This is a genomic window from Pauljensenia sp. UMB9872, from assembly GCF_030212665.1.
Taxonomy (GTDB): Bacteria; Actinomycetota; Actinomycetes; order Actinomycetales; family Actinomycetaceae; genus Pauljensenia; species Pauljensenia turicensis_B.
Map to the genome: position 1 here is coordinate 1 of NZ_JASOER010000027.1, position 19,880 is coordinate 19,880.

General features: G+C 57.9%; 18 protein-coding genes. 14 read left to right on the forward strand and 4 right to left on the reverse strand.

Annotated elements, in window-relative coordinates:
• From QP109_RS08780 to QP109_RS08790, 3 genes are all read left to right on the forward strand, one after another.
• The coding region (locus tag QP109_RS08780; protein WP_285024354.1) for a YPDG domain-containing protein at nucleotides 1–1,158 on the forward strand (1,158 nt) is incomplete at its 5' end.
• Nucleotides 1,159–1,393: 235 nt separating this feature from the next.
• The gene (locus QP109_RS08785) at nucleotides 1,394–1,588 is read left to right on the forward strand and encodes a hypothetical protein (RefSeq protein WP_270772847.1); all 195 of its coding nucleotides are present in this window, start codon (nucleotides 1,394–1,396) and stop codon (nucleotides 1,586–1,588) included.
• A 548-nt stretch (nucleotides 1,589–2,136) separates the two neighbouring features.
• Nucleotides 2,137–4,311 (forward strand): VaFE repeat-containing surface-anchored protein, encoded by a 2,175-nt coding sequence (locus QP109_RS08790; protein ID WP_285024355.1) that lies wholly within the window; start codon nucleotides 2,137–2,139, stop codon nucleotides 4,309–4,311.
• 118 nt (nucleotides 4,312–4,429) lie between these two features.
• Here QP109_RS08790 and QP109_RS08795 read toward each other — a convergent pair whose 3' ends face one another.
• The 3 genes from QP109_RS08795 to QP109_RS08805 form a co-directional block, all read right to left on the reverse strand.
• Nucleotides 4,430–5,743 (reverse strand): chloride channel protein, encoded by a 1,314-nt coding sequence (locus tag QP109_RS08795; RefSeq protein ID WP_285024356.1) that lies wholly within the window; start codon nucleotides 5,741–5,743, stop codon nucleotides 4,430–4,432.
• Nucleotides 5,744–5,750: 7 nt separating this feature from the next.
• The gene (locus QP109_RS08800) at nucleotides 5,751–6,200 is read right to left on the reverse strand and encodes a MarR family winged helix-turn-helix transcriptional regulator (protein ID WP_285024357.1); all 450 of its coding nucleotides are present in this window, start codon (nucleotides 6,198–6,200) and stop codon (nucleotides 5,751–5,753) included.
• A gap of 285 nt (nucleotides 6,201–6,485) precedes the next feature.
• A complete protein-coding gene (locus QP109_RS08805; protein WP_350224222.1) occupies nucleotides 6,486–6,773 on the reverse strand; it encodes an LLM class flavin-dependent oxidoreductase in 288 nt (95 codons plus the stop codon).
• 153 nt (nucleotides 6,774–6,926) lie between these two features.
• On the opposite strand from QP109_RS08805, the gene QP109_RS08810 reads away from it, so the two are divergent.
• The 5 genes from QP109_RS08810 to QP109_RS08830 all read left to right on the forward strand — a co-directional run bounded on the left by QP109_RS08810 (nucleotide 6,927) and on the right by QP109_RS08830 (nucleotide 11,180).
• Nucleotides 6,927–7,253: a histone-like nucleoid-structuring protein Lsr2 gene (locus QP109_RS08810; protein ID WP_285024359.1), complete on the forward strand. Its 327-nt coding sequence runs from the start codon at nucleotides 6,927–6,929 to the stop codon at nucleotides 7,251–7,253.
• A gap of 53 nt (nucleotides 7,254–7,306) precedes the next feature.
• Nucleotides 7,307–8,044, forward strand: coding sequence for a phosphoglyceromutase (locus QP109_RS08815; RefSeq protein WP_101628543.1), 738 nt, complete (start codon nucleotides 7,307–7,309; stop codon nucleotides 8,042–8,044).
• Between the two features lie 216 nt (nucleotides 8,045–8,260).
• Nucleotides 8,261–8,779, forward strand: a complete 519-nt coding sequence (locus QP109_RS08820) for a CarD family transcriptional regulator (protein WP_285024361.1) — start codon at nucleotides 8,261–8,263, stop codon at nucleotides 8,777–8,779.
• A gap of 26 nt (nucleotides 8,780–8,805) precedes the next feature.
• The gene (locus QP109_RS08825) at nucleotides 8,806–9,597 is read left to right on the forward strand and encodes an IspD/TarI family cytidylyltransferase (protein WP_285024362.1); all 792 of its coding nucleotides are present in this window, start codon (nucleotides 8,806–8,808) and stop codon (nucleotides 9,595–9,597) included.
• A 218-nt stretch (nucleotides 9,598–9,815) separates the two neighbouring features.
• The gene (locus QP109_RS08830; RefSeq protein WP_285024363.1) at nucleotides 9,816–11,180 is read left to right on the forward strand and encodes an MFS transporter; all 1,365 of its coding nucleotides are present in this window, start codon (nucleotides 9,816–9,818) and stop codon (nucleotides 11,178–11,180) included.
• Nucleotides 11,181–11,328: 148 nt separating this feature from the next.
• On the opposite strand, the gene ispF is transcribed toward QP109_RS08830, so the two are convergent.
• Entirely contained in the window at nucleotides 11,329–11,853 is a 525-nt protein-coding gene (gene ispF / locus QP109_RS08835) for a 2-C-methyl-D-erythritol 2,4-cyclodiphosphate synthase (RefSeq protein ID WP_101628540.1), read from the reverse strand.
• A 75-nt stretch (nucleotides 11,854–11,928) separates the two neighbouring features.
• Between ispF and thrC the strand changes: the two genes are divergently transcribed.
• The 6 genes from thrC to QP109_RS08865 all read left to right on the forward strand — a co-directional run bounded on the left by thrC (nucleotide 11,929) and on the right by QP109_RS08865 (nucleotide 19,583).
• Complete coding sequence (thrC, locus tag QP109_RS08840) at nucleotides 11,929–13,392, forward strand: threonine synthase (RefSeq protein ID WP_285024364.1); 1,464 nt, start codon at nucleotides 11,929–11,931, stop codon at nucleotides 13,390–13,392.
• A 110-nt stretch (nucleotides 13,393–13,502) separates the two neighbouring features.
• Complete coding sequence (gene cysS / locus QP109_RS08845; RefSeq protein WP_285024365.1) at nucleotides 13,503–14,963, forward strand: cysteine--tRNA ligase; 1,461 nt, start codon at nucleotides 13,503–13,505, stop codon at nucleotides 14,961–14,963.
• 234 nt (nucleotides 14,964–15,197) lie between these two features.
• Nucleotides 15,198–16,187: a 23S rRNA (guanosine(2251)-2'-O)-methyltransferase RlmB gene (gene rlmB, locus QP109_RS08850; protein WP_285024366.1), complete on the forward strand. Its 990-nt coding sequence runs from the start codon at nucleotides 15,198–15,200 to the stop codon at nucleotides 16,185–16,187.
• A 524-nt stretch (nucleotides 16,188–16,711) separates the two neighbouring features.
• Nucleotides 16,712–17,689, forward strand: a complete 978-nt coding sequence (locus tag QP109_RS08855) for an SPFH domain-containing protein (protein WP_285024367.1) — start codon at nucleotides 16,712–16,714, stop codon at nucleotides 17,687–17,689.
• A gap of 44 nt (nucleotides 17,690–17,733) precedes the next feature.
• Nucleotides 17,734–17,955: a type II toxin-antitoxin system antitoxin gene (locus QP109_RS08860; protein ID WP_285024368.1), complete on the forward strand. Its 222-nt coding sequence runs from the start codon at nucleotides 17,734–17,736 to the stop codon at nucleotides 17,953–17,955.
• Between the two features lie 347 nt (nucleotides 17,956–18,302).
• On the forward strand, nucleotides 18,303–19,583 hold the full coding sequence (locus tag QP109_RS08865; RefSeq protein WP_101628535.1) for an adenylosuccinate synthase: 1,281 nt from the start codon (nucleotides 18,303–18,305) through the stop codon (nucleotides 19,581–19,583).
• Nucleotides 19,584–19,880: the final 297 nt, after the last annotated feature.

Consider the following 19,880-nt stretch of genomic DNA (forward strand, 5'->3'; position numbering starts at 1 on the left):
ACGGGTGAGATCAAGGTTGCTATTCCTGGGGACGCAACCCCTGGAACCAAGATCGAGGTTCCGGTTGTTGTGACCTACCCTGATGGCACCACCGACAACGTGACTGTCACGATTACCGTGACGGAGAAGGACGCGACCCCGGTAACGCCGGGTGAGCCGACTGAGCACAACCCGTCTCTGGGTGCCTCTGCAGACGACCCGGCAGACTGTAAGATGCCTCCGTTCGTCACCGTCGAGAAGACCGAGGGTGTCGTATACAAGGTCACCGTTGGCGGCGTGGAGTTGCAGCCTGACGCTGAAGGCAAGTACGTCTACGAGTACGGCCAGACCGTCAAGGTTGAAGCAAGCCCTGCTCAGGGCTTCACCTTCCCGGCAGGCGTGAAGACCACTTGGACGTACACGACGATGCAGAACGAAATCTGCAACGTTCCCGACACCAAGGACAACGAGAAGTACCAGCCTAAGTACGAGGATGGCACCGGTAAGCCTGGTGAGGATGTTACGGTTGACAAGCCGACCTTCAAGGACGGCGACGGCAAGAAGGTAACGCCTCCGGCGGACACCATGTTCACTCCTGGTGATGGCACGCCTGGTGGTGTGACCATTGATAAGAACACTGGTGAGATCAAGGTTGCTATTCCTGGGGACGCTCAGCCTGGTAGCAAGATCGAGGTTCCGGTTGTTGTGACCTACCCCGATGGCACCACCGACAACGTGACTGTCACTGTCACGGTTGGCAAACCTGACACCAAGACGCCAGACTGGAAGGACGGCTCTGGCGAACCAGGTGGCAAGGTCGTAATCCCGAACGATGGCGGCCCTGTTGAGGACGGCACGACGGTCGACACCGACGGCCCCGGCAAGGCAAAAATCGATGGCGACGGCAACCTCGTTGTTGACATCGACGACAACGCTAAGCCTGGTGACAAGATCGTAGTTATCGTCAAGGACAAGAACGGCAACGAGATTGATCGCGTGACGGTCACCGTTGAGAAGCCTGCCGCTGGCGATATGACCACCGAGCCGGGAGTCAAGAAGTCTAAGCTTGCGCGCACCGGTGCGCAGGTAGCAGGACTCGCTGGTATCGCAGCCGTAATGGGCGTAGCAGGCCTTGGCCTGGCGCTCGTGCGACGCCGTCGCGAAGGCGAGGAGAACTAATCGCCTAGCCGACGAAACACCGGCATAACAGTACGGGGGTGAGACCTTAAACGGTCTCACCCCCGTCACCGATTTTTCCTATAGCCCGAACAGTGCTGAACGAAATTTCGGTGAGGCACCAAAACAACGTTGTTTGCTCCGCCCGGCCAAATCCGCGATATGTACGAGCGCAAGTTTGCGAGACCTGCATCCCAAGTGAGGTTAAAGTACAAAAAGTATCCTTGCCTGTTTTGTTTTGAAAACCAAAACTTCCATTTACGGCACCCTAGTGGACCACGACTACTTCACCGGGCAGCCCTTTGGCTCTTCCAAACCCCAAAATGTTCGTGGCATGGATCGCCTCTCAACGGAAATCCAGAACGTTCGTGAAGAAAAAGGTAAGGACGCCGTGCTGCTTCTAGACAACGGCGACGCTGCGCAGGGCTCATGAATCGAAAGGGTGTACCACTCGAACCGGACAGATAGCACTGTTGACCCGATGGCTAGTGTGTTCAAGTACTTGAAATACGATGCGGTGGGTGCTGGTAACCATGAATTCAACTACGGCCGTGGAGCCCTAACCGCCTAGAATTAACCAGTCCAACTTTCAGAGGCTAGTCCACTCATACGGGCTTTGTCCTATTTGGCATTCGCTGTAAGAAAAGACTCGATCTGCTAGCGAGAGTCGACTGGAAGCAGGGATTACCGTCAATTGCGTCTTTCTAGGCGCAAAACCACCCACTTATCAACAAGCGTTAGTTTCCCATTTTTTTATCCACAATTTCTTTTCAGTCCACTCGCACCCACGTGCGCCGAGCGGAACACTGATGGCAACGACAGGCGTCGTCGTGAAACCCACTTCTCGCAAAGCTGATCGCCAAGTTGGTGGGTTCCATATGTATTCCCATCAGTTGAAAGGAATTGATGATGGTGGATTCTTCTGTGCCTAGGGTGGCACATTACTCACGGTTGAGGTCTATCTTAGCCTCTCTTGTAACGATGGTGGTTGTGTGCGTCTCGTTGACTGTTCTGGCTCCTGCTTCGCTTGCTGCGGGTTCGTGGGTTCGTGGTGTGCCTATTGGAGGAAGTGTTGGCTGGCTTGGCACGTGGATTCCCTATAGTGGTCAGCCGGTTCCTGGTTTGTGTATTCAGGCTGACGCGGTCAATCCTGCAGCAGAGGTGGTCGTGACGCCTGGTCAGTTGAGGGTTCAGCCCTCTTTGTCTCGTCCGGCTGATCTCAGTGTTGATATTGCGCAGATGGCGTACATCATGAAGTGGTATACGCCAACGTCGCTTGAGTTTTCCAATACTGACGTTGACGCGGCTGCGACAGGTTTCCTTGCCCACGTGAATTTTGAGAACTCGCGTCGTGCTCAAGCGAACGTCAATGAGCTACTCCAGCTCACCCCCGCGCACATTCAAAACCGTGCTCGCCAAATGGTCGCTGAAGCAAAAGCAGCCGGTGTTGTTGGGTGGAGAGCCGGAAGCGTGACGGGGGAGCGTATGCGCTTTGGCACCATTGACGGCATTGGCGTAAAAAACGGCGCTGCCGCGTATGTTGCGGGCAAGCCCTTCACTATCACTCTGAACGGCCCGGCGGTGTTTGAAGCGACCGGGACGAACACCTATACGGGAACAACTGCGTCTACGCGTATTGATGGTATTCAATGGCGTTCAACCGCGAACGGCACAGTCTACCCGAGCGTTAAGTATGACGATCTTGGTGCTTCTGCGCTTGGGTATGCGTCGCCTGGTGGTGGTCGTCAGGACGTTATCTGGGGTGATGCCGGTCAGGGTCGTTCTGAGACGGTTGCGTGGCCCTCGTTTGAGGTGATTTTTGATTTCCAGCCGATTGCTACGTCCAATGTGGGCACCTCTAAGGTGATTGACTCTACGACCCTGGTGGACACGATCACTGCCAGTGCTGACCCGAATTATGGTGATGGCAAGTGGCTCGAGATTGACGGCAAGCCGGTTCCGGTTGTGTATGAGGGCACTGCCTATGCTCTGGGCGAAGAGCCGGTAGACCCTCGTGATGAGGTTCCCGCAGACGCAAAGGCGGTCGCGACCGCGTCGTTTACCGCCGAGGGTCCTGGTGAGCATAATGTCAATGTTGATGTGGCAGGTTTAGCCCCTGGGTTCTACACGTGGGTCTGGAAGGTTGTCAAGGATACTCAGCCTGGCACGATTGGTGACCCGGCGATTGACATTAAGGAATTGGTGCACGCCGACTGGCACGACCAGTTCGGGCTGGGCGATGAAACAACGTCATATCGTTTCAAGGCGAACGTGGATACCACTTTGTCGGTTCGTGAAACCAAGTCAGGCTCATACCTTGTCGACGACATGTTCGTCACCGAACTACCCGAGTCTCACCCGAACTTTACCGCTAGGGCTGGTTTTAAGGCTGACGAGCTGAAGTTCACGCAAAAGCTCCTGTTCTTCCCCGAAGGCCAAGCAGTCACTGACGAAAACATTGCGGCCGCTGAAACGATCAGTGAAGTTCAGGTTGATGCTTCCAACGGTTTTAAGCCTTCTGTTGGGTCAACCAAGTTCAAAATGAAAGACGGCGAGCCTGGTACGTACGTGTTTGTCACCTCGTTTGCTGGTGATGATCGTGTTGCTCATTTTACAACCTCTGTTACTGACAAGACCGAGCAGTACGTTGTTGAGGCCAATCCGCCGACATTGAAAACCACCGCGACCGACAAGACAGACGGCGATAAGACCCTTGCTTCTTCGGGCATGGTCACGATCACCGACAAGGTGTGCTACACGAACCTGAAGCCAGGCAAGGAATACACCCTGACAGGCACGCTAATGGACAAAGCCACAGGCGAACCCCTCATGGTTGAAGGAAAACCCGTCACCGCCTCCACAACGTTCACCCCAGACCAAGCTGACGGGTGCGAAAACGTTGATTTCACCATCGACGCCTCCATGCTGGCCGGCAAGACCACAGTCGTGTTCGAACGCCTCGAACACGACGGACAGACCATCGCTGTCCACACTGACATCAACGACGAAGACCAGAGCGTGCTCTTCGAAAAGAGCCCCACTCCGCCGGAAGAACACCTTGCGAAAACCGGTGCCCAAACACTCTCATTCCTTGCAGGTGTCACACTCTTTGCACTGATGGGCGTCGGAGCTATTGCACTCCATCGCCGCTCCTAAAAGCAATCCACGCCCAACAGGGTGAATGTCCGTCGGGGTGCTCCGACCAAGAGTGAAGAAGATTGCTACGAGGTCGCGCACGAAGAACGCCAAGCGATGTTTGAGGTGCGCGGCCTCGTCAATCAGAAGAAGGAAGAGGTGGAATCGACGCGGTTGCGTGGACTTCGGCAAGCCTGCGAGCTTCGCGCCTCTTGCGGATCCATGCGGTCATCAACACCGAACCAACCAACGCGATTCCAGTAGAACCAACAATGGGAAGACCTGCAAAACCGGTGAACTCGAAAACCAGAGTCAAACCGGTTAACGGAGCCGCCATCGACGAACCCAAGAAAATCGCAGCACCAATAAACACACACGCAGCCACCGATACGCTGGGAACAACCTGTTGCCACACCAAACCAGTCACCGCGCCAATACCGGCACCCAAGGCGACTCCAGGAGTCAGCGTTCCACCCCACGCTCCAGCACGAATCGTCACAAGAGTCGTGAACGTCTTCGCCACAAGGACCAATAGTGCCGTGACCAAACCAGCGCCAGCTAGCCAGCGAGCATCAAACTGCGTCTGAGCACTCGCCTGCCCATTGCCGAGCACCGAAGGAATCACTATCGCAATAAGACCAACAACGACGAACGCCAGCGGAAGTGACCAAAGAAGGTGAGCAGATCGAGGCTTAGCCTGTTCGCACCGGTCAACCCACGTTCGGAACAATTCACCCAGCACACCCAAAACGGGTCCCATGATCAGCGCCCAGACGACAAGACCCCACGACGTCTTCAAAGGCTCAACCGAATAAAAGGGCGCAGGTAGATGCCAGCCGGTAGACACCAATACGGAAAGAACAGCAATAAAAGAAGCGGTCACAACCGCCTTCGGGCGCTTGGACAAAAGCAGAATTTCAAGAGCATAAACAGCGCCGGAAATAGGAATCGAATACACAGCCGACAAGCCGGCACCCGCACCACACGCGACAATAATTCTGCGATCCTCAGCGGACAACCCGCAGTGCGAAGATATCCAGGAAGAGAGCGAGGCACTTACTTCACGAGGAGCAACTTCACGGCCAATCGAAGCTCCCATGCCAACCAAGACAATCTGCGTCAGCGCATGCCAAATGGTTCGAAGCGGAGGTAGCGTCTTTCCCTCAACCCCAGCCTTCACACTGGTCAGCTGAGGATTCTTCTGGAACATCACAGTCCACGAAATAGCCCCTAACACGCCAGCAACAAGCAGGATCAAGGGGCGATGCCATGAAACGGAGGCAGAAACAGAATCAAGGAATGTGCCCGAGTGATGATTCCACACCACTGCCTCGACTCCATGCAGAAGGCGAGTACACAGCCAGCCAACAATCCCGGCGGAAACCCCCGTCGCAAGGGTCGCGCAGATATAGCGAACCCAATAGGGCAGGCTAGGCAAGCGGTTGGAAGACACAGGCAGATCAGGCCATATGGTCGTCGATGCGTCGAGCGATGCGACCAAACACTTCGTTTAGCACGGTGACCTCTTCTTCGCTCAGGTCGTTCAGTGCGATCTCTCGAATGACCTCACGGTGCACGTCAGCAGCCTTTTCAAAGAACTTCTTGCCAGCATCCGTCATCAGAATCAGGCCACCACGTCCGTCACCCGCGCACGTCGTACGCTCCACGTATCCGCGAGAGACAAGCCGATTTACAGTGTGCGTCAGGCGTGAAGGGCTGAATACAACCTCATGAGCCAAAGCGGAGGGGCGAATGCCTTCATCGCCAGCTCGTGCCACCTGAAGGAGCACGTTATATTCGGGCTGAGTAACTTGGCACTCCGCCTTCAGCTCGGCTTCGATAGCGTTCGTCAGACGTGCCGTGGTCACGAAATATGTTTCCCACGCACGTCCGCGAGCATCGCGTCTCATGATCTTCCCTTCAGCGACGTTTCAAAGTCAGTAAACCCAAGTCAATGCGAGGCTTCTTGGTCTGAGGCAACGTTCGTCGCCACCTGAGACGCAAGGTCTCAACTATATCCGATTCAGAAGAGTTATCGAGTAGAGATGAATCATTCTCTGGCTGAGAAATGGCGGAATCTCGCGGTTCGTCATGTGAAGTTTGAACAGAAAGTGCCAAACGTCCAAAAAGTTCACGTACGCCCCGAGCAAAGGCGTACGGAATGTACCGTGCCAATCGACATTATCTTCGCTTCATCAACGGCGTAGAAGAGCGTAGTTTTCAATGGCCAACGGAATACCGTTGCGAATATCTTTTCCGAACCACGGGTAAACCGAACCTGTAGTTCCACGACCCATCATCAGGTCAATTTGACCACCTGGCATGTATTGCGTCATTGCGTAGTCTTCGGCAACTGTGATGGGGTCGTTGGTTGTCATCAGAGTCGTTGATGTCAAGAGTTGGATTATCGAAGTATGTGCGGCAATTCGAGCCAGCGTTGTCGTCGGTGAAGAGGAGAAGAAGGAACGGAGAGTTTTGGTCAATTAACTCTCAAATCTAGTCTCACTTTATAAATATTCAATTTTGCAATTTAAAACAGTTGTGTAGGTTTCTTTTTTATTTTATATTCTTCTTCAGACAATTCGATTGTCTCCGGACAATAACAATCGAACACCAATGAGTGAATAGGACCCCTTATGAAGAAGACTCACGTCGTTCTCGTTGACGATATTGACGGAACTCCCGCAAAAGACACCGTTACATTCTCATTCCATGGTGTGACCTACGAAATTGACCTCTCGGAAGAACACATTTCTGAAATGTCCGCTGATTTTGAAAAGTGGATTTCTTCATCGCGCCGTATCGGTGGTCGAGCAATCCGCGGTTCACGCGTGGCCTCGTCGACAGCCCTGTCGCGCGCAGGTGAAATTCGCGCATGGGCCACAAAAAACGGAATCCACGTTTCCGACCGTGGGCGCATCCCCGCCGACATCGTCGCGAAGTTTGAGAAGGCTCACGCCTGAGATAGGTCCTTGGGATCTATGACAACGCCCCTCGAAGATGGAAGAATGACGCCATGACATACAAACTGGTGCTGCTCCGCCACGGCGAGAGCGAATGGAATGCAAAGAACCTCTTCACCGGCTGGGTTGACGTGCCGCTCTCCGAAAAGGGTCGCGCCGAAGCCGCACGTGGTGGTGAGTTCCTCAAGGAATCTGGCGTTCTGCCGGACCTCCTGTTCACCTCGATGTTGCGCCGCGCAATCATGACCGCGAACCTCGCACTCGATGCTGCCGATCGTCACTGGATCCCGGTTGAGCGTAACTGGCGTCTGAACGAGCGCCACTACGGTGCTCTTCAGGGTAAGAACAAGAAAGAAATCCGAGACGAATACGGCGAGGATCAGTTCATGCAGTGGCGTCGTTCCTACGACGTTCCGCCACCGGCAATCGAAGCTGGCTCCGAATTTAGTCAGGACACCGACCCGCGTTACGCAGGCGAGCCGATCCCGATGACCGAATGCCTGAAGGACGTCCTCGAACGCCTGCTCCCGTACTGGGACGGCACCATCGTCCCGGCAATCAAGACCGGCAAGACCGTCATGATCGCCGCACACGGCAACTCGTTGCGCGCCATCGTCAAGCACCTCGACGAAATCTCCGACGAGGACATTGCAGGCGTCAACATCCCGACCGGTATCCCGCTTGTTTACGAGCTGGATGAGGAAACCCTCAAGCCGATCAAGAAGGGTGGCACCTACCTGGATCCCGAGGCAGAAGCAAAGATTGCTGCTGTCGCCAACCAGGGCAAGTGAGCATCTAGATAGCTGAACGAGTGGGGCGGATCCGCGAAAGCGGGTTCGCCCCATGTGTATTGTGCTGATTTGAATCCACATGTGAAGTCGATCGCGGGGGTGGATTGAGCGCCCGCCCCTCGTGAGTGGCTTCGGCCCACCAGCGCCTAGTCGGGTAGGAAACGGGTGCAAATGGTAGACTTGTATCCGCTAGTCGCATATCTGCAGGGAGCTCTCATGACGTTCGAAATTGGTCAGACGGTCGTTTATCCGCACCACGGTGCAGCCACGATCGAAGAGATCTCTTCGCGCACGTTGCGTGGTGAAGAGATCACGTTCTTGACCTTGCGCGTCGAACAGGGCGACATGACCATTCAGGTTCCCGCAAATAACGTTGACCTTGTTGGCGTGCGTGAAGTTGTCGGTGAAGATGGCCTGGAAGAGGTTCTGAAGGTTCTTCGCGCCCCCTACGTTGAAGAGCCCACCAACTGGTCCCGCCGTTTCAAGGCAAACCAAGAAAAGATCGCAACCGGCGACATCGTGAAGGTCGCTGAAGTTGTTCGTGACCTGACGCGTCGCGACGATCTGAAGAAGCTTTCCGTTGGTGAAAAGCGTACCCTGACCAAGGCCCGTCAGATCCTCTGCTCCGAACTTGCGCTAGCGCGTAACATCACCGAAGAACAGGCAGCTACTCGCCTTGATGAAATCCTCGCCGAAGGTCGTATTACCCCTGAAGACACCGCAGACGCTGAGTGACCTGACCCGTCACACTTCGGACCCTCATGTCAACCGCTCTTGCAGTCCTGACAGCAGCAGGCTCCGGCACCCGTTTGGGGTGTGACGGTCCCAAAGCTCTTGTTGAGCTTGCTGGCACTACTCTTCTTGAACGATCCGCCCGCGGGCTAGCTCAAGCTGGTGTTGCAGGCATCGTCGTGACAGCGCCCGCCGATCAGGTTGATGCTTTCGCCACTTACTTTCCAGATGGACGTATCACGCTTACAAGTGGGCAGGGCGAATCCTGTTCAGTACCTGTTCTTGTCGTTGCCGGATCATCCGCGTCGCGTCAAGCCTCAGTTGCCCTCGGACTGGATGCGTTAGAGACCCTCGCCGAAACCCACGGGATGTGCCTTGACGCTTCAACCCCCGTCCTTGTTCACGACGCCGCGCGAGCTTTGACTCCGCCAGACGCGATTCGTCGCGTCATCGCAGCCGTCACGTCGGGATACAACGCCGTCATCCCGGTTCTGCCAGTGACCGACACGCTCAAACAAGTTGGCGACTCCACCGCGTCAGCACACCTAGACATCGGACTGCGCCCGGTGGTGGCAACCCTCGACCGTTCCACCCTTGTCAGCGTGCAGACACCTCAAGGATTCGCGTGGTCCACCTTGCGCGAAGCGCACGAGTCCGCCCGGACTCGTGCAGCAAATGAACGTACAGCGGCGACCGATGACGCGGGTCTTGTGGAAGACACGGGTGGCCAAGTGATGACAGTCCCTGGCGACCTTCTATCCATGAAAGTCACAACCCGGCTCGACCTTGCGCTCGCAACACTTCTACTCGATCAATCCTGAAAACTGCCAGCTTGCCTGCCACCGCGGGGTAAGAAAGATGCCCGGTGCGGCCTCGTCAATGAGGGACTAGAACCGGGACGCAAGGCAGATAATGCGACCAACTTGCACGTCCACGAAACGTTCAAGAAATCAAATTTCTCTCCTCTTCGTGTTAAGTTCCAGATGTCAGCAACACTGACAGCGCCCAAAGCAGCGGACGTATGTCCGAGGAGAAACGAATGTCATCCACCCCAAACACCCCAGTGGCATCAAAAGAAAAAACGAAAATCCTGACGCGCCCCGTCATTGAATGGGCAGCGTGGGACTGGGGGTCGGCAGCGTTCAACGCTGTCGCCACCACTTTCGTCTTCTCCACCTACCTGACCAGCGATGGGCTGTTCACCGATGCGGGCACCGCGAACTCGCGCCTGTCGATCGGGTTGACGGTCGCGGGCCTCATCATCGCTCTTCTCGCGCCGATTACCGGCCAGCGCGCAGACCGTCGCGGTAAGGGCGGTGTCTGGCTCGGCTGGTTTACCGGTGCGGTTGTCCTGTCGATGCTCGCCATGTTCTTCGTCGCCCCCGAATCGTCGATCGGGCCGAACGCGTCGCTCTGGCTCGGTATTTCACTGCTGGGCGTCGGCAACATCTTCTTCGAGTTCGCGTCCGTGAACTACAACGCGATGCTCAACCACCTGGCTGACAAGAAGGACATGGGGCGTATCTCCGGCCTTGGCTGGGGAGCCGGCTACGTTGGTGGCATCGTCCTGCTACTCATCCTCTACGTCGGCTTGATTGGGCCGAACCTGCTGGGTGTGTCCACCGACAACGGTCTGAATATTCGTATCGCGATGATCATCGCGGCACTCTGGTTCGGTCTCTTCGCCCTGCCGGTCGTGCTGCACCCGCCGAAACCATCGGTCCTGCACCACGATGATTCGAAAGAATCTCTGCTCGACTCCTACCGTATGCTCTGGCAGACCGTGAAGGGCCTGCACCGCGAAGCGCCGCACACACTGTTTTTCTTGCTGGCTTCCGCTGTCTTCCGCGACGGTCTGGCAGGCGTTTTCACCTTCGGTGCAATCCTGGCAAAGTCCGCGTTCGGTTTCTCCGCCGGTGACGTCATGGTCTTCGCAATCGCCGCGAACGTTGTGGCGGGCCTAGCCACCATCGGCTTTGGCGCTCTCGACGACAAGATTGGCCCGAAAAAGGTCATTATCTTCTCGCTCGCTTCGATGGTCGTTTTCGGCCTGGGCGTCTTCTTCTTCCACGCGCACGGCTCGATTATCTTCTGGAGCCTTGGCCTGTTGCTCTGCATTTTCGTCGGCCCAACCCAGTCGGCATCCCGTTCGTTCCTCGGCCGTATCATCCCCGCAGGTCGTGAAGGCGAAGTCTTCGGCCTGTACGCGACCACCGGCCGCGCCGTCTCTTTCCTGGCGCCGTTCATGTACGGTGTCTTTCTGAAGATCGGCAAGACGCAGTCCACCGGTGGCGACTACACCTACTGGGGCATCCTCGGTGTCATCCTGATCCTCGCCGTTGGCTTGGTCCTGACCATCCCGGTCAAGGCAGACAAGGCACACCTGGAGCACCTCGAAAAGTAATGGGGGAGTAGCGGGCTGATTCTTTCTGCCTGCTCGCCTCTGTTCTCTTCTCGATTCTTGAGGTGCGCTTGTCGCGGGGATCTCGACCGTCGTTTTCTTCGCGGGTTCTCGCCCGCGGTTTCCCCGTGACCTCGTTCGCGCTGGCGAACTACTGAGCCCGAACGACGAGCGCAACCGCTGTTGCTGCCAAGCCGTCGCCTCGTCCCGTAAACCCAAGCCCGTCCGTCGTCGTGGCGCTGACGGAAACGGGGGCGCCGACGATCTCGCTCATCCGCTGGCATGCTTCGGGCAGACGCTTGGCCATGCGAGGCTTTGTGCCGATCACCTGCACGGTCGCATTACCGACGTGCCAGCCGGCTGTGCGAGCCATTCGGCATACCTCGACAAGGAACTGTTCGCCGGATGCGCCCGACCACTCGGGTCGACTGGTCCCGAACACGCTTCCCATTTCGCCCAGGCCGGTCGCCGCCAAAATCGCGTCGCACACCGCGTGAGCTGCAACGTCGCCATCAGAGTGACCTTCCAGTGGGGTTTCGCCCGGCCACTCCAAACACGCGAGCATGAGCGTCTTGTCGGGCAGATTCCCACACTCGTCTGCGACTGCGAACGCGTGAACGTCGATCGCTTGGCCAATGCGGAAGGGGACGGGAGCGGAGTGAGCGGTGTCAGTCATGCTTTAAGGCTAGCCGGTGCGACGCGGATTTGGGACGGGGCTCGTGCGACAGCCTGACCCCGATAGGATCGGCGCATGCGGTACATTTCGACTCGCCAATCTTCAGCCGACAACGCGCGCTCGTTCAGCGACATCCTTCTGGAAGGACTCGCCCCCGACGGTGGCCTCTACATGCCTGAAAGCTACCCGCAACTGGGTGCGACAGACCTCGAAGAACTCAGCCGAGTCCTCGCAGATGAAGGCTATGCGGCGCTCGCTGCCCGCGTCCTCGAACTGTTCATTGACGACATTCCTTCCGAGCACCTGAAGGCGATTACCGCTCGCGCCTACCGCTCGCCCGCGTTCAGTGACCCGGCGATCGTTCCGGTCACGCACCTCCAGTCCGGAGTCTGGGTGTCGCATCTGTCGAATGGCCCGACGGCAGCCTTCAAGGACATGGCGATGCAGTTGCTCGGCGAACTCTTCGAGTACGAGCTCGACCGTCGTGGAGATTGGCTGACGATTGTGGGTGCGACCAGCGGCGATACCGGCTCTGCTGCCGAGTACGCGCTACGAGGCCGGAATGGCCTGTCGGTCGTTATGCTTACTCCGGCCGGACGCATGACAGCATTCCAGCGCGCGCAAATGTTCTCCCTGCTGGACGACAACATTGTGAACGTCGCAGTTGAGGGCGTATTCGATGACTGTCAGGACTTGGTCAAGGCGGTTAACATGGACCCCGACTTTAAGACGAAGTGGCACCTGGGCGCGGTCAACTCGATCAATTGGGCGCGCCTGCTCGCCCAAGTCGTGTATTACGTCGCGACCTGGTTGCAGGTGGCACGAGGCGCGGACGGTGGCCTCGACCTGGATTGCCGAGTGAACGTCGTCGTTCCCTCGGGCAACTTCGGCAATATTTGTGCAGCCCACGTGGCGCGACAGATGGGCTTGCCACTGGGAACGCTTGTTGTGGCCACGAACGAGAACGATGTTCTTGACGAGTTTTTCCGCACCGGTGTCTACCGCGTTCGTTCTTCGGCTCAAACACTGGCAACCTCGTCGCCGTCGATGGATATTTCGAAGGCATCTAATTTCGAGCGCTTTATCTTCGACCTGCTTGGTCGCGATGGGGAGCGTACCGCTCAGCTGTTCGGTGAGGCCCTGAACTTAGACGGCTTCTTCGATCTGTCCGGCACTGAAGAATTTGCCACCCTTGGCGAAAACTACGGCTTTGTGTCGGGCACCTCAAACCATGCCCACCGCCTAGAACAGATTCTCTTCACCGAAGAAAACGACGGCTACCTGCTGGACCCGCATACCGCGGACGGAATGCACGTCGCACGCCAGTGGGCACCGCATGTGGACGGGCCGACCGTCGTCATGGAAACTGCGCTTCCCGTGAAGTTTGCCGACACGATCCGCGAGGCAACTGGCCACGAGCCCACCGTTCCCGCCCGATTTGCCGATATTGAGGGTGGTGAGCAACGCGTCGTGAGTCTGCCGAACGACGCCGACGCCCTGCGTGCCCTGATCGAAGAAAAGATCACGCCCGGAAACTGAGCTCCCGAAACGCTTGTCCCCTACGCCACCCCGCCCTTTCGTCGCGTTACGCAGTCCTAAAAGTGGAGGCGGCCTTCTACCTTGTGAGCCGACGCAGGTAGCATGGCACTATGACGCTTCACCTGTACGACTCGAAGTCCGCCACCCTGCAGCCACTGGTTCCTGTAAACCCGGGGAAAGTGGGGATTTACTTATGTGGCGCGACGGTGCAGGGTGCGCCACACGTCGGACACCTGCGCGCGGCCGTCGCGTTCGACTCGCTGATTCGTTGGCTGAAGCGCAATGGTCTAGACGTCACGTACATCCGCAACGTCACCGACATTGATGACAAGATCCTCAACAAGTCCGCCGACGCGGGCGTTGAATGGTGGGCGTGGGCGCAGCGTTTCGAGCGTGAATTCACCGAAGCGTACGAGACCCTCGGTGTTCTGCCACCGACCTACGAACCTCACGCGACCGGGCATATTCCGGACCAGATTGACTTGATTAACCGCCTGATCGAGCGCGAGCACGCCTACGCCGACGGCCAGGGCAACGTCTACTTCTCCGTTGCCAGCCAGGACGATTACGGGTCGCTGACCCGCCAGAAGCTCGATGACATGCGCACCACCGAAGACGAGGCGCAGATCGACGCCGCCGTGGAAGCGGGCAAGCGCGATCCTCGCGACTTCGCGCTCTGGAAGGCAGCCAAGGCAAGCGAGCCGGAAACTGCGGCTTGGGATTCCCCGTGGGGACGAGGCCGCCCGGGCTGGCATCTCGAATGCTCTGCGATGTCGCGGCGCTATTTGGGCGACGAATTCGATATTCACGGCGGTGGAATCGACCTGCGATTCCCGCACCATGAGAACGAACAAGCCCAGTCACACGGCGCAGGTTGGGGATTCGCTCGCCTCTGGGTTCACAACGCGTGGGTCACCATGAAGGGCGAGAAAATGTCGAAGTCGCTGGGCAACGTGCTGTCCATCGATGCTCTGACTGCAGAGTATCCGGCTGCTGCCGTTCGTTGGGCGCTTTCGACCGTTCATCACCGCAGCGGAATCGAGTGGGGCCCCGAAACTTTGCCAGCAGCTGCCGCCGCATGGGCGAAGTTCTCTGCCTTCGTGGAACGCGCGATCGCGATTGCAGGCGAGGTTCCCGCTTCCGAAATTGCACTGCCTGCGTCCGAGCTACCCGAAGGCTTCGTGACCGCAATGGACGATGACCTGAACGTGGCCGGAGCGCTTGCGGTCATCCACGAGCACATGAAGGCCGGCAACGTCGCCATCGAAGCGGGTGACACCGAAGCGGTTCGACGTGAACAGCAGTTGGTGCGCTCCATGCTTGATGTCCTCGGACTTGACCCCGCATCCGAGCAGTGGCGAAGCGGACTGAGCTCCGCTGGCACAGCTGGAGGTGCCCGATCTGGCGAACACGACGCGCTCGACACCCTAGTTCAGGCCGTCATCGAAGAACGCGCGCAGGCTCGCGCCGAAAAGGACTGGGCGCGCGCAGACGCTCTTCGTGACCGCCTCGCAAACGCGGGAATTGAAGTCGCAGACGGGCGCGACGGAGCAACCTGGAAACTCGCCTGACCTTCCGCTGATCGCAGGCAAGCCTTTCGCGCGAGGAATTGTGCAGGCGAAAATCGGAGCGAAAGTCGGAAATCGCTTGCGTTCTGGGCCTCGTCAATTGGTGAACAAGAGAAAGCGCGCCGTGATACCTACCGCAAATGGCGATATCGTGCGGGAAAACAGTAGTGGAGCCGATAGGCTTGCTATCTGAACTGCTCGCCGGGAGGCGAGACCAACGAACGATAGGTGAAACTCATGGCGGGAAACGACGGTCGTCGCGGTGCAGTGCGCAAACCCGGATCGAAGAAGGGCGCGAAAGTCGGCACCGGCGGGCATTCGCGTCGTAGGCTCGAAGGTAAGGGGCCGACCCCGAAGGCTGAAGACCGGACTTACCATCCCGCGCACAAGCGCAAGATCCAACGGGAAGCACGCGAAGCTCAGGAAGCAGCGATCGCACGCGCGCGCGCCAAGTCATCCATCAAGGTCGCACCCGGCCACGAACTGATCGCCGGTCGCAACCCCGTCGCCGAAGCCGCCCGCGCCAACGTGCCGATTGAACGTGTCTTCGTGCTCGACAACGTGAAAGACGACCGCGTCGAAGAGGTCATTCGCCTCGCCACCCACATGGGTGCCCCCGTTTTCGAGGTCACCCGTCGCGATCTCGACGTCGCAACTGACGGCGCAGTCCACCAGGGCGTAGCCGTTGAGGTGCGCGGATACGAATATTCGCACGTCGAAGACCTGATCGTCGGGTCCTTCCAGAAGGTCGGAACGCCCCTGCTGGTCGCGCTTGACCAGGTGACCGACCCGCACAACCTGGGCGCGGTCCTCCGTTCCGCCGGAGCATTCGGTGCCGACGGCATCATCATCCCGGAACGTCGCTCCGCAGGTGTCAACACCACCGCGTGGAAGGTCTCTGCTGGCGCAGCCGCCCGAGTTCCCGTCGCGCGCGCAACCAACCTGGTCCGTGCCCTCGAGGAATGCAAGAAGAACGGTATGTTCGTCATCGGCCTTGACGGCGGGGGAGACGCCTCGTTGCGCGGGTTGAAGCTCGCCGACGCGCCACTGGTCGTTGTCACCGGCGCCGAAGGGGCGGGCCTGTCCCGCCTGGTCCGCGAAACCTGCGACCAGATTGTGTCCATCCCGATCTCGTCCGCGGTCGAATCGTTGAACGCCGCCGTCGCAACCGGCATTGCCCTGTACGAGGTCGCCTCCGTCCGCGCGGAGGCTGTCGCGGTTAAGTGAGATAACCGTCAACTACGGTAGGCATTGCCTGGCGAGGTAGGCGTTGCTAGCAGAGGTAGGCGTCGCCTGGCAAGGTAGGCGTGCTAGCTGAGCTAGGCGTCGCCAGCTTTTTCATCGTTCCCGTGTTTTCCCTTGCGTAAGAGCGCGGGCGCGAGGCATTTGTGGGTGCTTGGCGGAGTTTGGGCGGTGACAGGTGTCGGATTTTGTTGTGTAAGGCGATGTTTTCCCAGTTGAAAGCCCATTTTCGTCGCCTTGTACGTCTTTTCTTTCCCGATCGCTCATCCGGGTTGCCTTCAGCTGGCCAGATGTGCCACGCATTCTGCGTGAGCACCTATTTTCGGCTGGCGTTGCGCGCCTGGCCTCGCGAATTGTCAATAGTCCGCGACCGCGAATGATGCACGAGGCCGCCCACTATACCCAGCCGAAAACTCGCTATTGACGCGGAGTGAAAAATAGATATCATATTGATATCGCATTCGTGTGGAGCTAGCCGACCGGCTGGCGCGGGTCGTAAAGGAGAACTGATGGTGCACTCGGTGACTCAGGAAGAGGACATCAACGTCAAAGGTGTAGCTGACAACGCGTTTGCTGAAGCAGAGGCGCGCGTGAATATTGCGGAAAAGAAAGCGCCGGCACTCGGATCGGCGATCGCCTTCCCGATGGCCTTGATCCTGCTCGCAGGTTTCGCCTACTCGATCTACCTGTTCGTTATCGGCGTGATCGCGGCCGACGCTGGCGAAGCGGGCGGCGAAGCAAGGCTCGTTTCCGGTTCGGTCATGTTCCTCCTCGTCATGCTGTTAATGCCCTGCTTGGCGGTCATCTCTCCTGGCCAGACCTCGGTTCGCCAGTTCTTCGGCAAGTACATCGGCACGGTTCGTAAGACGGGCCTGGTGCTGGTGCCACCGTTTACGAATGGCAAGAAGGTCTCCGTCAAGGTTCACAACTTCGAGACGAGCGAGCTGAAAGTCAACGATTCCGACGGTAACCCGGTGAATATTGCGGCGATCGTCGTTTGGCAGGTTGCTGACACGGCGCGCGCGGTCTTCGCGGTCGAGCAGTACGAGGAATTCATCAAGGCTCAGGCGGAGTCGGCGCTGCGTCACGTCGCCACTTCGCACCCCTATGACGAGCCCGGCCCGGGCGAAACCTCGCTACGTGGCGGTACAGACGTTGTCTCGGCTGAACTTGCGCGCGAAGTTGCGGCTCGCGTCGAACTGGCTGGTCTTGAAATCGTCGAGGTTCGTATTTCGTCTCTCGCTTACGCGCCCGAAATTGCGCAGGCAATGTTGCAGCGCCAGCAGGCCGGTGCTGTGATCGCTGCCCGTGAGCAGATCGTCGAAGGCGCGGTCACCATGGTTGAGCAGGCGCTGAACCGTCTGGAAGACAATGACATCGTGTCGCTGGATGATGAACGCAAGACTCAGATGGTATCGAACCTGCTGGTCGTGCTCTGCTCTGACCAGCGCACTCAGCCGGTTGTGAATGCGGGCTCACTGTACTGACCTGCTGGGTTGGTACTGGGGAGTGTGAGTCGCCGGGTGAGTAAATGACTCCGAAGAATGAGCGCAAGCAGATTCTTCTGCGCTTAGATCCTGCCGTCCACGAGGCGTTGTCTAAGTGGGCGGCAGACGACCTACGCAGTGTGAACGCGCAGATCGAGATCATTCTTCGTCGCGCTCTGAAGGATGCGGGGCGTGAAGCAAAGGCTCAGCCACTTCGGGGACGAGGCCGCCCGCCCAAACAAACCCCCGATGAAGGGGCGGAGTAAGATTTCTAATGTTTAAAGCGTACGTGAAGGCGTACGCGTTAGCGTGTCTGCTGTTACTGCCACTGCTGCTCGAGCCAATCTGTATCGCTCGAATTATGAGTGGCTGGTTACAGACTTAAGCGGTTACTACTCGCGTCGTACCAATTTCCAACATTGACTCGTTTACGAGGTCTTTCCAGAAACTCAGACTGTCCACGTTTTGCGCATATGGAGTCACTACAAGTAGGAGCGCTCTTCTGGAATAACCTGCGGAACAGTTACTGCTCACGCGCTGGCGTAAATCTCGGTAGAATTACGCGAGGTGCGGCCACAGTCGTACGTATAGCAAGAATATCGGGGAGAGACCCATGCCAGCCGTGATCGTGCTCGGTGCCCAGTGGGGCGACGAAGGTAAAGGTAAGGCGACCGACCAGCTCGGCCAGAACACTGACTATGTCGTGAAGTTCAACGGCGGTAACAACGCCGGTCACACTGTCGTCATCGACGGTGAAAAGTACGCACTGCACCTGCTACCCGCGGGCATCCTATCCAAGGGCGTTACCCCGATCATCGGCAACGGCGTCGTCGTCGATATTGATGTTCTGTTCCAGGAACTGGCAGAAATGGAATCGCGTGGCGTTGACTGCTCGCGCCTGAAGATTTCCTCCAACGCTCACATCATCCCCAGCTACAACCGTCTGATGGACCAGGCGAACGAGCGCGCTCGTGGGAAGAACCAGATCGGCACAACCGGCCGTGGCATCGGCCCGACCTACGCGGACAAGATGAATCGCGTCGGCATTCGCATTCAGGATCTGTTCGACCCGAAGACACTGAGCGAGAAGATCGAGGCAGCTCTCGCTCCGAAAAATGAGGTTTTCGCAGCCGTCGGCATGGAAACCCTCGATCCTGACACCGTCACTGAAGAACTGCTCGCATACGCCGATCGTATCCGCCCGATGGTCTGCGATGCGTCTCTCGAAGTGAATGAGGCGCTTGATCGTGGCGACACGGTGCTTTTTGAAGGTGGTCAGGCCACCATGCTCGACATCGACCATGGCACATACCCGTTCGTGACCTCGTCGAACCCGACCGCCGGCGGTGCGTTGACTGGCACCGGTGTTGGCCCGACCCGCATCGACCGCGTTGTCGGTGTTGCGAAGGCGTACACGACGCGCGTGGGTGAAGGCCCGTTCCCGACAGAACTTGATGACGAGGTCGGTGAGGCCCTGCGTCACAAGGGTGGCGAATTTGGTGTGACCACCGGTCGTGCTCGCCGCACTGGCTGGTTCGACGCGGTTGTCATGCGCTACGCGACCCGCATCAACGGCCTGACTGACATCTGCCTGACGAAGCTCGACGTCCTTTCTGGCTATCCGACCATTCCGGTCTGCGTCGCCTATGAGGTCGATGGCACCCGCATAGAAGAAATGCCTCTTGACCAGGTCGGTTTCGAGAACGCTGTCCCGGTGTACGAAGAACTGCCCGGTTGGGAAGAGGACATTACCGGTTGCCGTACTTTCGAAGAGTTGCCGAAGAACGCGCAGGATTACATTGCGCGCCTCGAAGAACTGTCGCGTTGTCGCATTCAGTCGATCGGCGTCGGCGCTGGTCGTGAAGCGACGATCATCCGCTACCCGCTAATCTGACACCGCTGGCGACCGTCCGCCGTTTGGTGGAGCCGTCGCCCCACGCAGACTGAGCACTACTCCGCTGATTTCAGCGTGAGCGTAGCAATGCCGTCCGCGATCATATTGACGAGGCCTGGCCCGGGTGAAACACCCGGGCCAGCCTTGTTTATCCCTTGGCGTTCACAGGGGCCTACAGGGAACGGGCGGAATAGAAAAAGTGGCCACGACAGGAAACCCAGGGTTAAAGGACAAAAAGAGTTGGTGGAGGGTTAGTCCCAGTTGTTTCGGTGGGGGCTTGTGTGGTGGAGGTCGTGC

Coding starts and splice junctions, on each gene's coding strand:
- QP109_RS08790 (WP_285024355.1), top strand. CDS start 2,137: ATGGTGGTTGTGTGCGTCTCGTTGACTGTTCTGGCTCCTGCTTCGCTT.
- QP109_RS08800 (WP_285024357.1), bottom strand. CDS start 6,200: ATGAGACGCGATGCTCGCGGACGTGCGTGGGAAACATATTTCGTGACC.
- QP109_RS08810 (WP_285024359.1), top strand. CDS start 6,927: ATGAAGAAGACTCACGTCGTTCTCGTTGACGATATTGACGGAACTCCC.
- QP109_RS08815 (WP_101628543.1), top strand. CDS start 7,307: ATGACATACAAACTGGTGCTGCTCCGCCACGGCGAGAGCGAATGGAAT.
- QP109_RS08820 (WP_285024361.1), top strand. CDS start 8,261: ATGACGTTCGAAATTGGTCAGACGGTCGTTTATCCGCACCACGGTGCA.
- QP109_RS08825 (WP_285024362.1), top strand. CDS start 8,806: ATGTCAACCGCTCTTGCAGTCCTGACAGCAGCAGGCTCCGGCACCCGT.
- QP109_RS08830 (WP_285024363.1), top strand. CDS start 9,816: ATGTCATCCACCCCAAACACCCCAGTGGCATCAAAAGAAAAAACGAAA.
- ispF (WP_101628540.1), bottom strand. CDS start 11,853: ATGACTGACACCGCTCACTCCGCTCCCGTCCCCTTCCGCATTGGCCAA.
- thrC (WP_285024364.1), top strand. CDS start 11,929: ATGCGGTACATTTCGACTCGCCAATCTTCAGCCGACAACGCGCGCTCG.
- cysS (WP_285024365.1), top strand. CDS start 13,503: ATGACGCTTCACCTGTACGACTCGAAGTCCGCCACCCTGCAGCCACTG.
- rlmB (WP_285024366.1), top strand. CDS start 15,198: ATGGCGGGAAACGACGGTCGTCGCGGTGCAGTGCGCAAACCCGGATCG.
- QP109_RS08855 (WP_285024367.1), top strand. CDS start 16,712: ATGGTGCACTCGGTGACTCAGGAAGAGGACATCAACGTCAAAGGTGTA.
- QP109_RS08860 (WP_285024368.1), top strand. CDS start 17,734: ATGACTCCGAAGAATGAGCGCAAGCAGATTCTTCTGCGCTTAGATCCT.
- QP109_RS08865 (WP_101628535.1), top strand. CDS start 18,303: ATGCCAGCCGTGATCGTGCTCGGTGCCCAGTGGGGCGACGAAGGTAAA.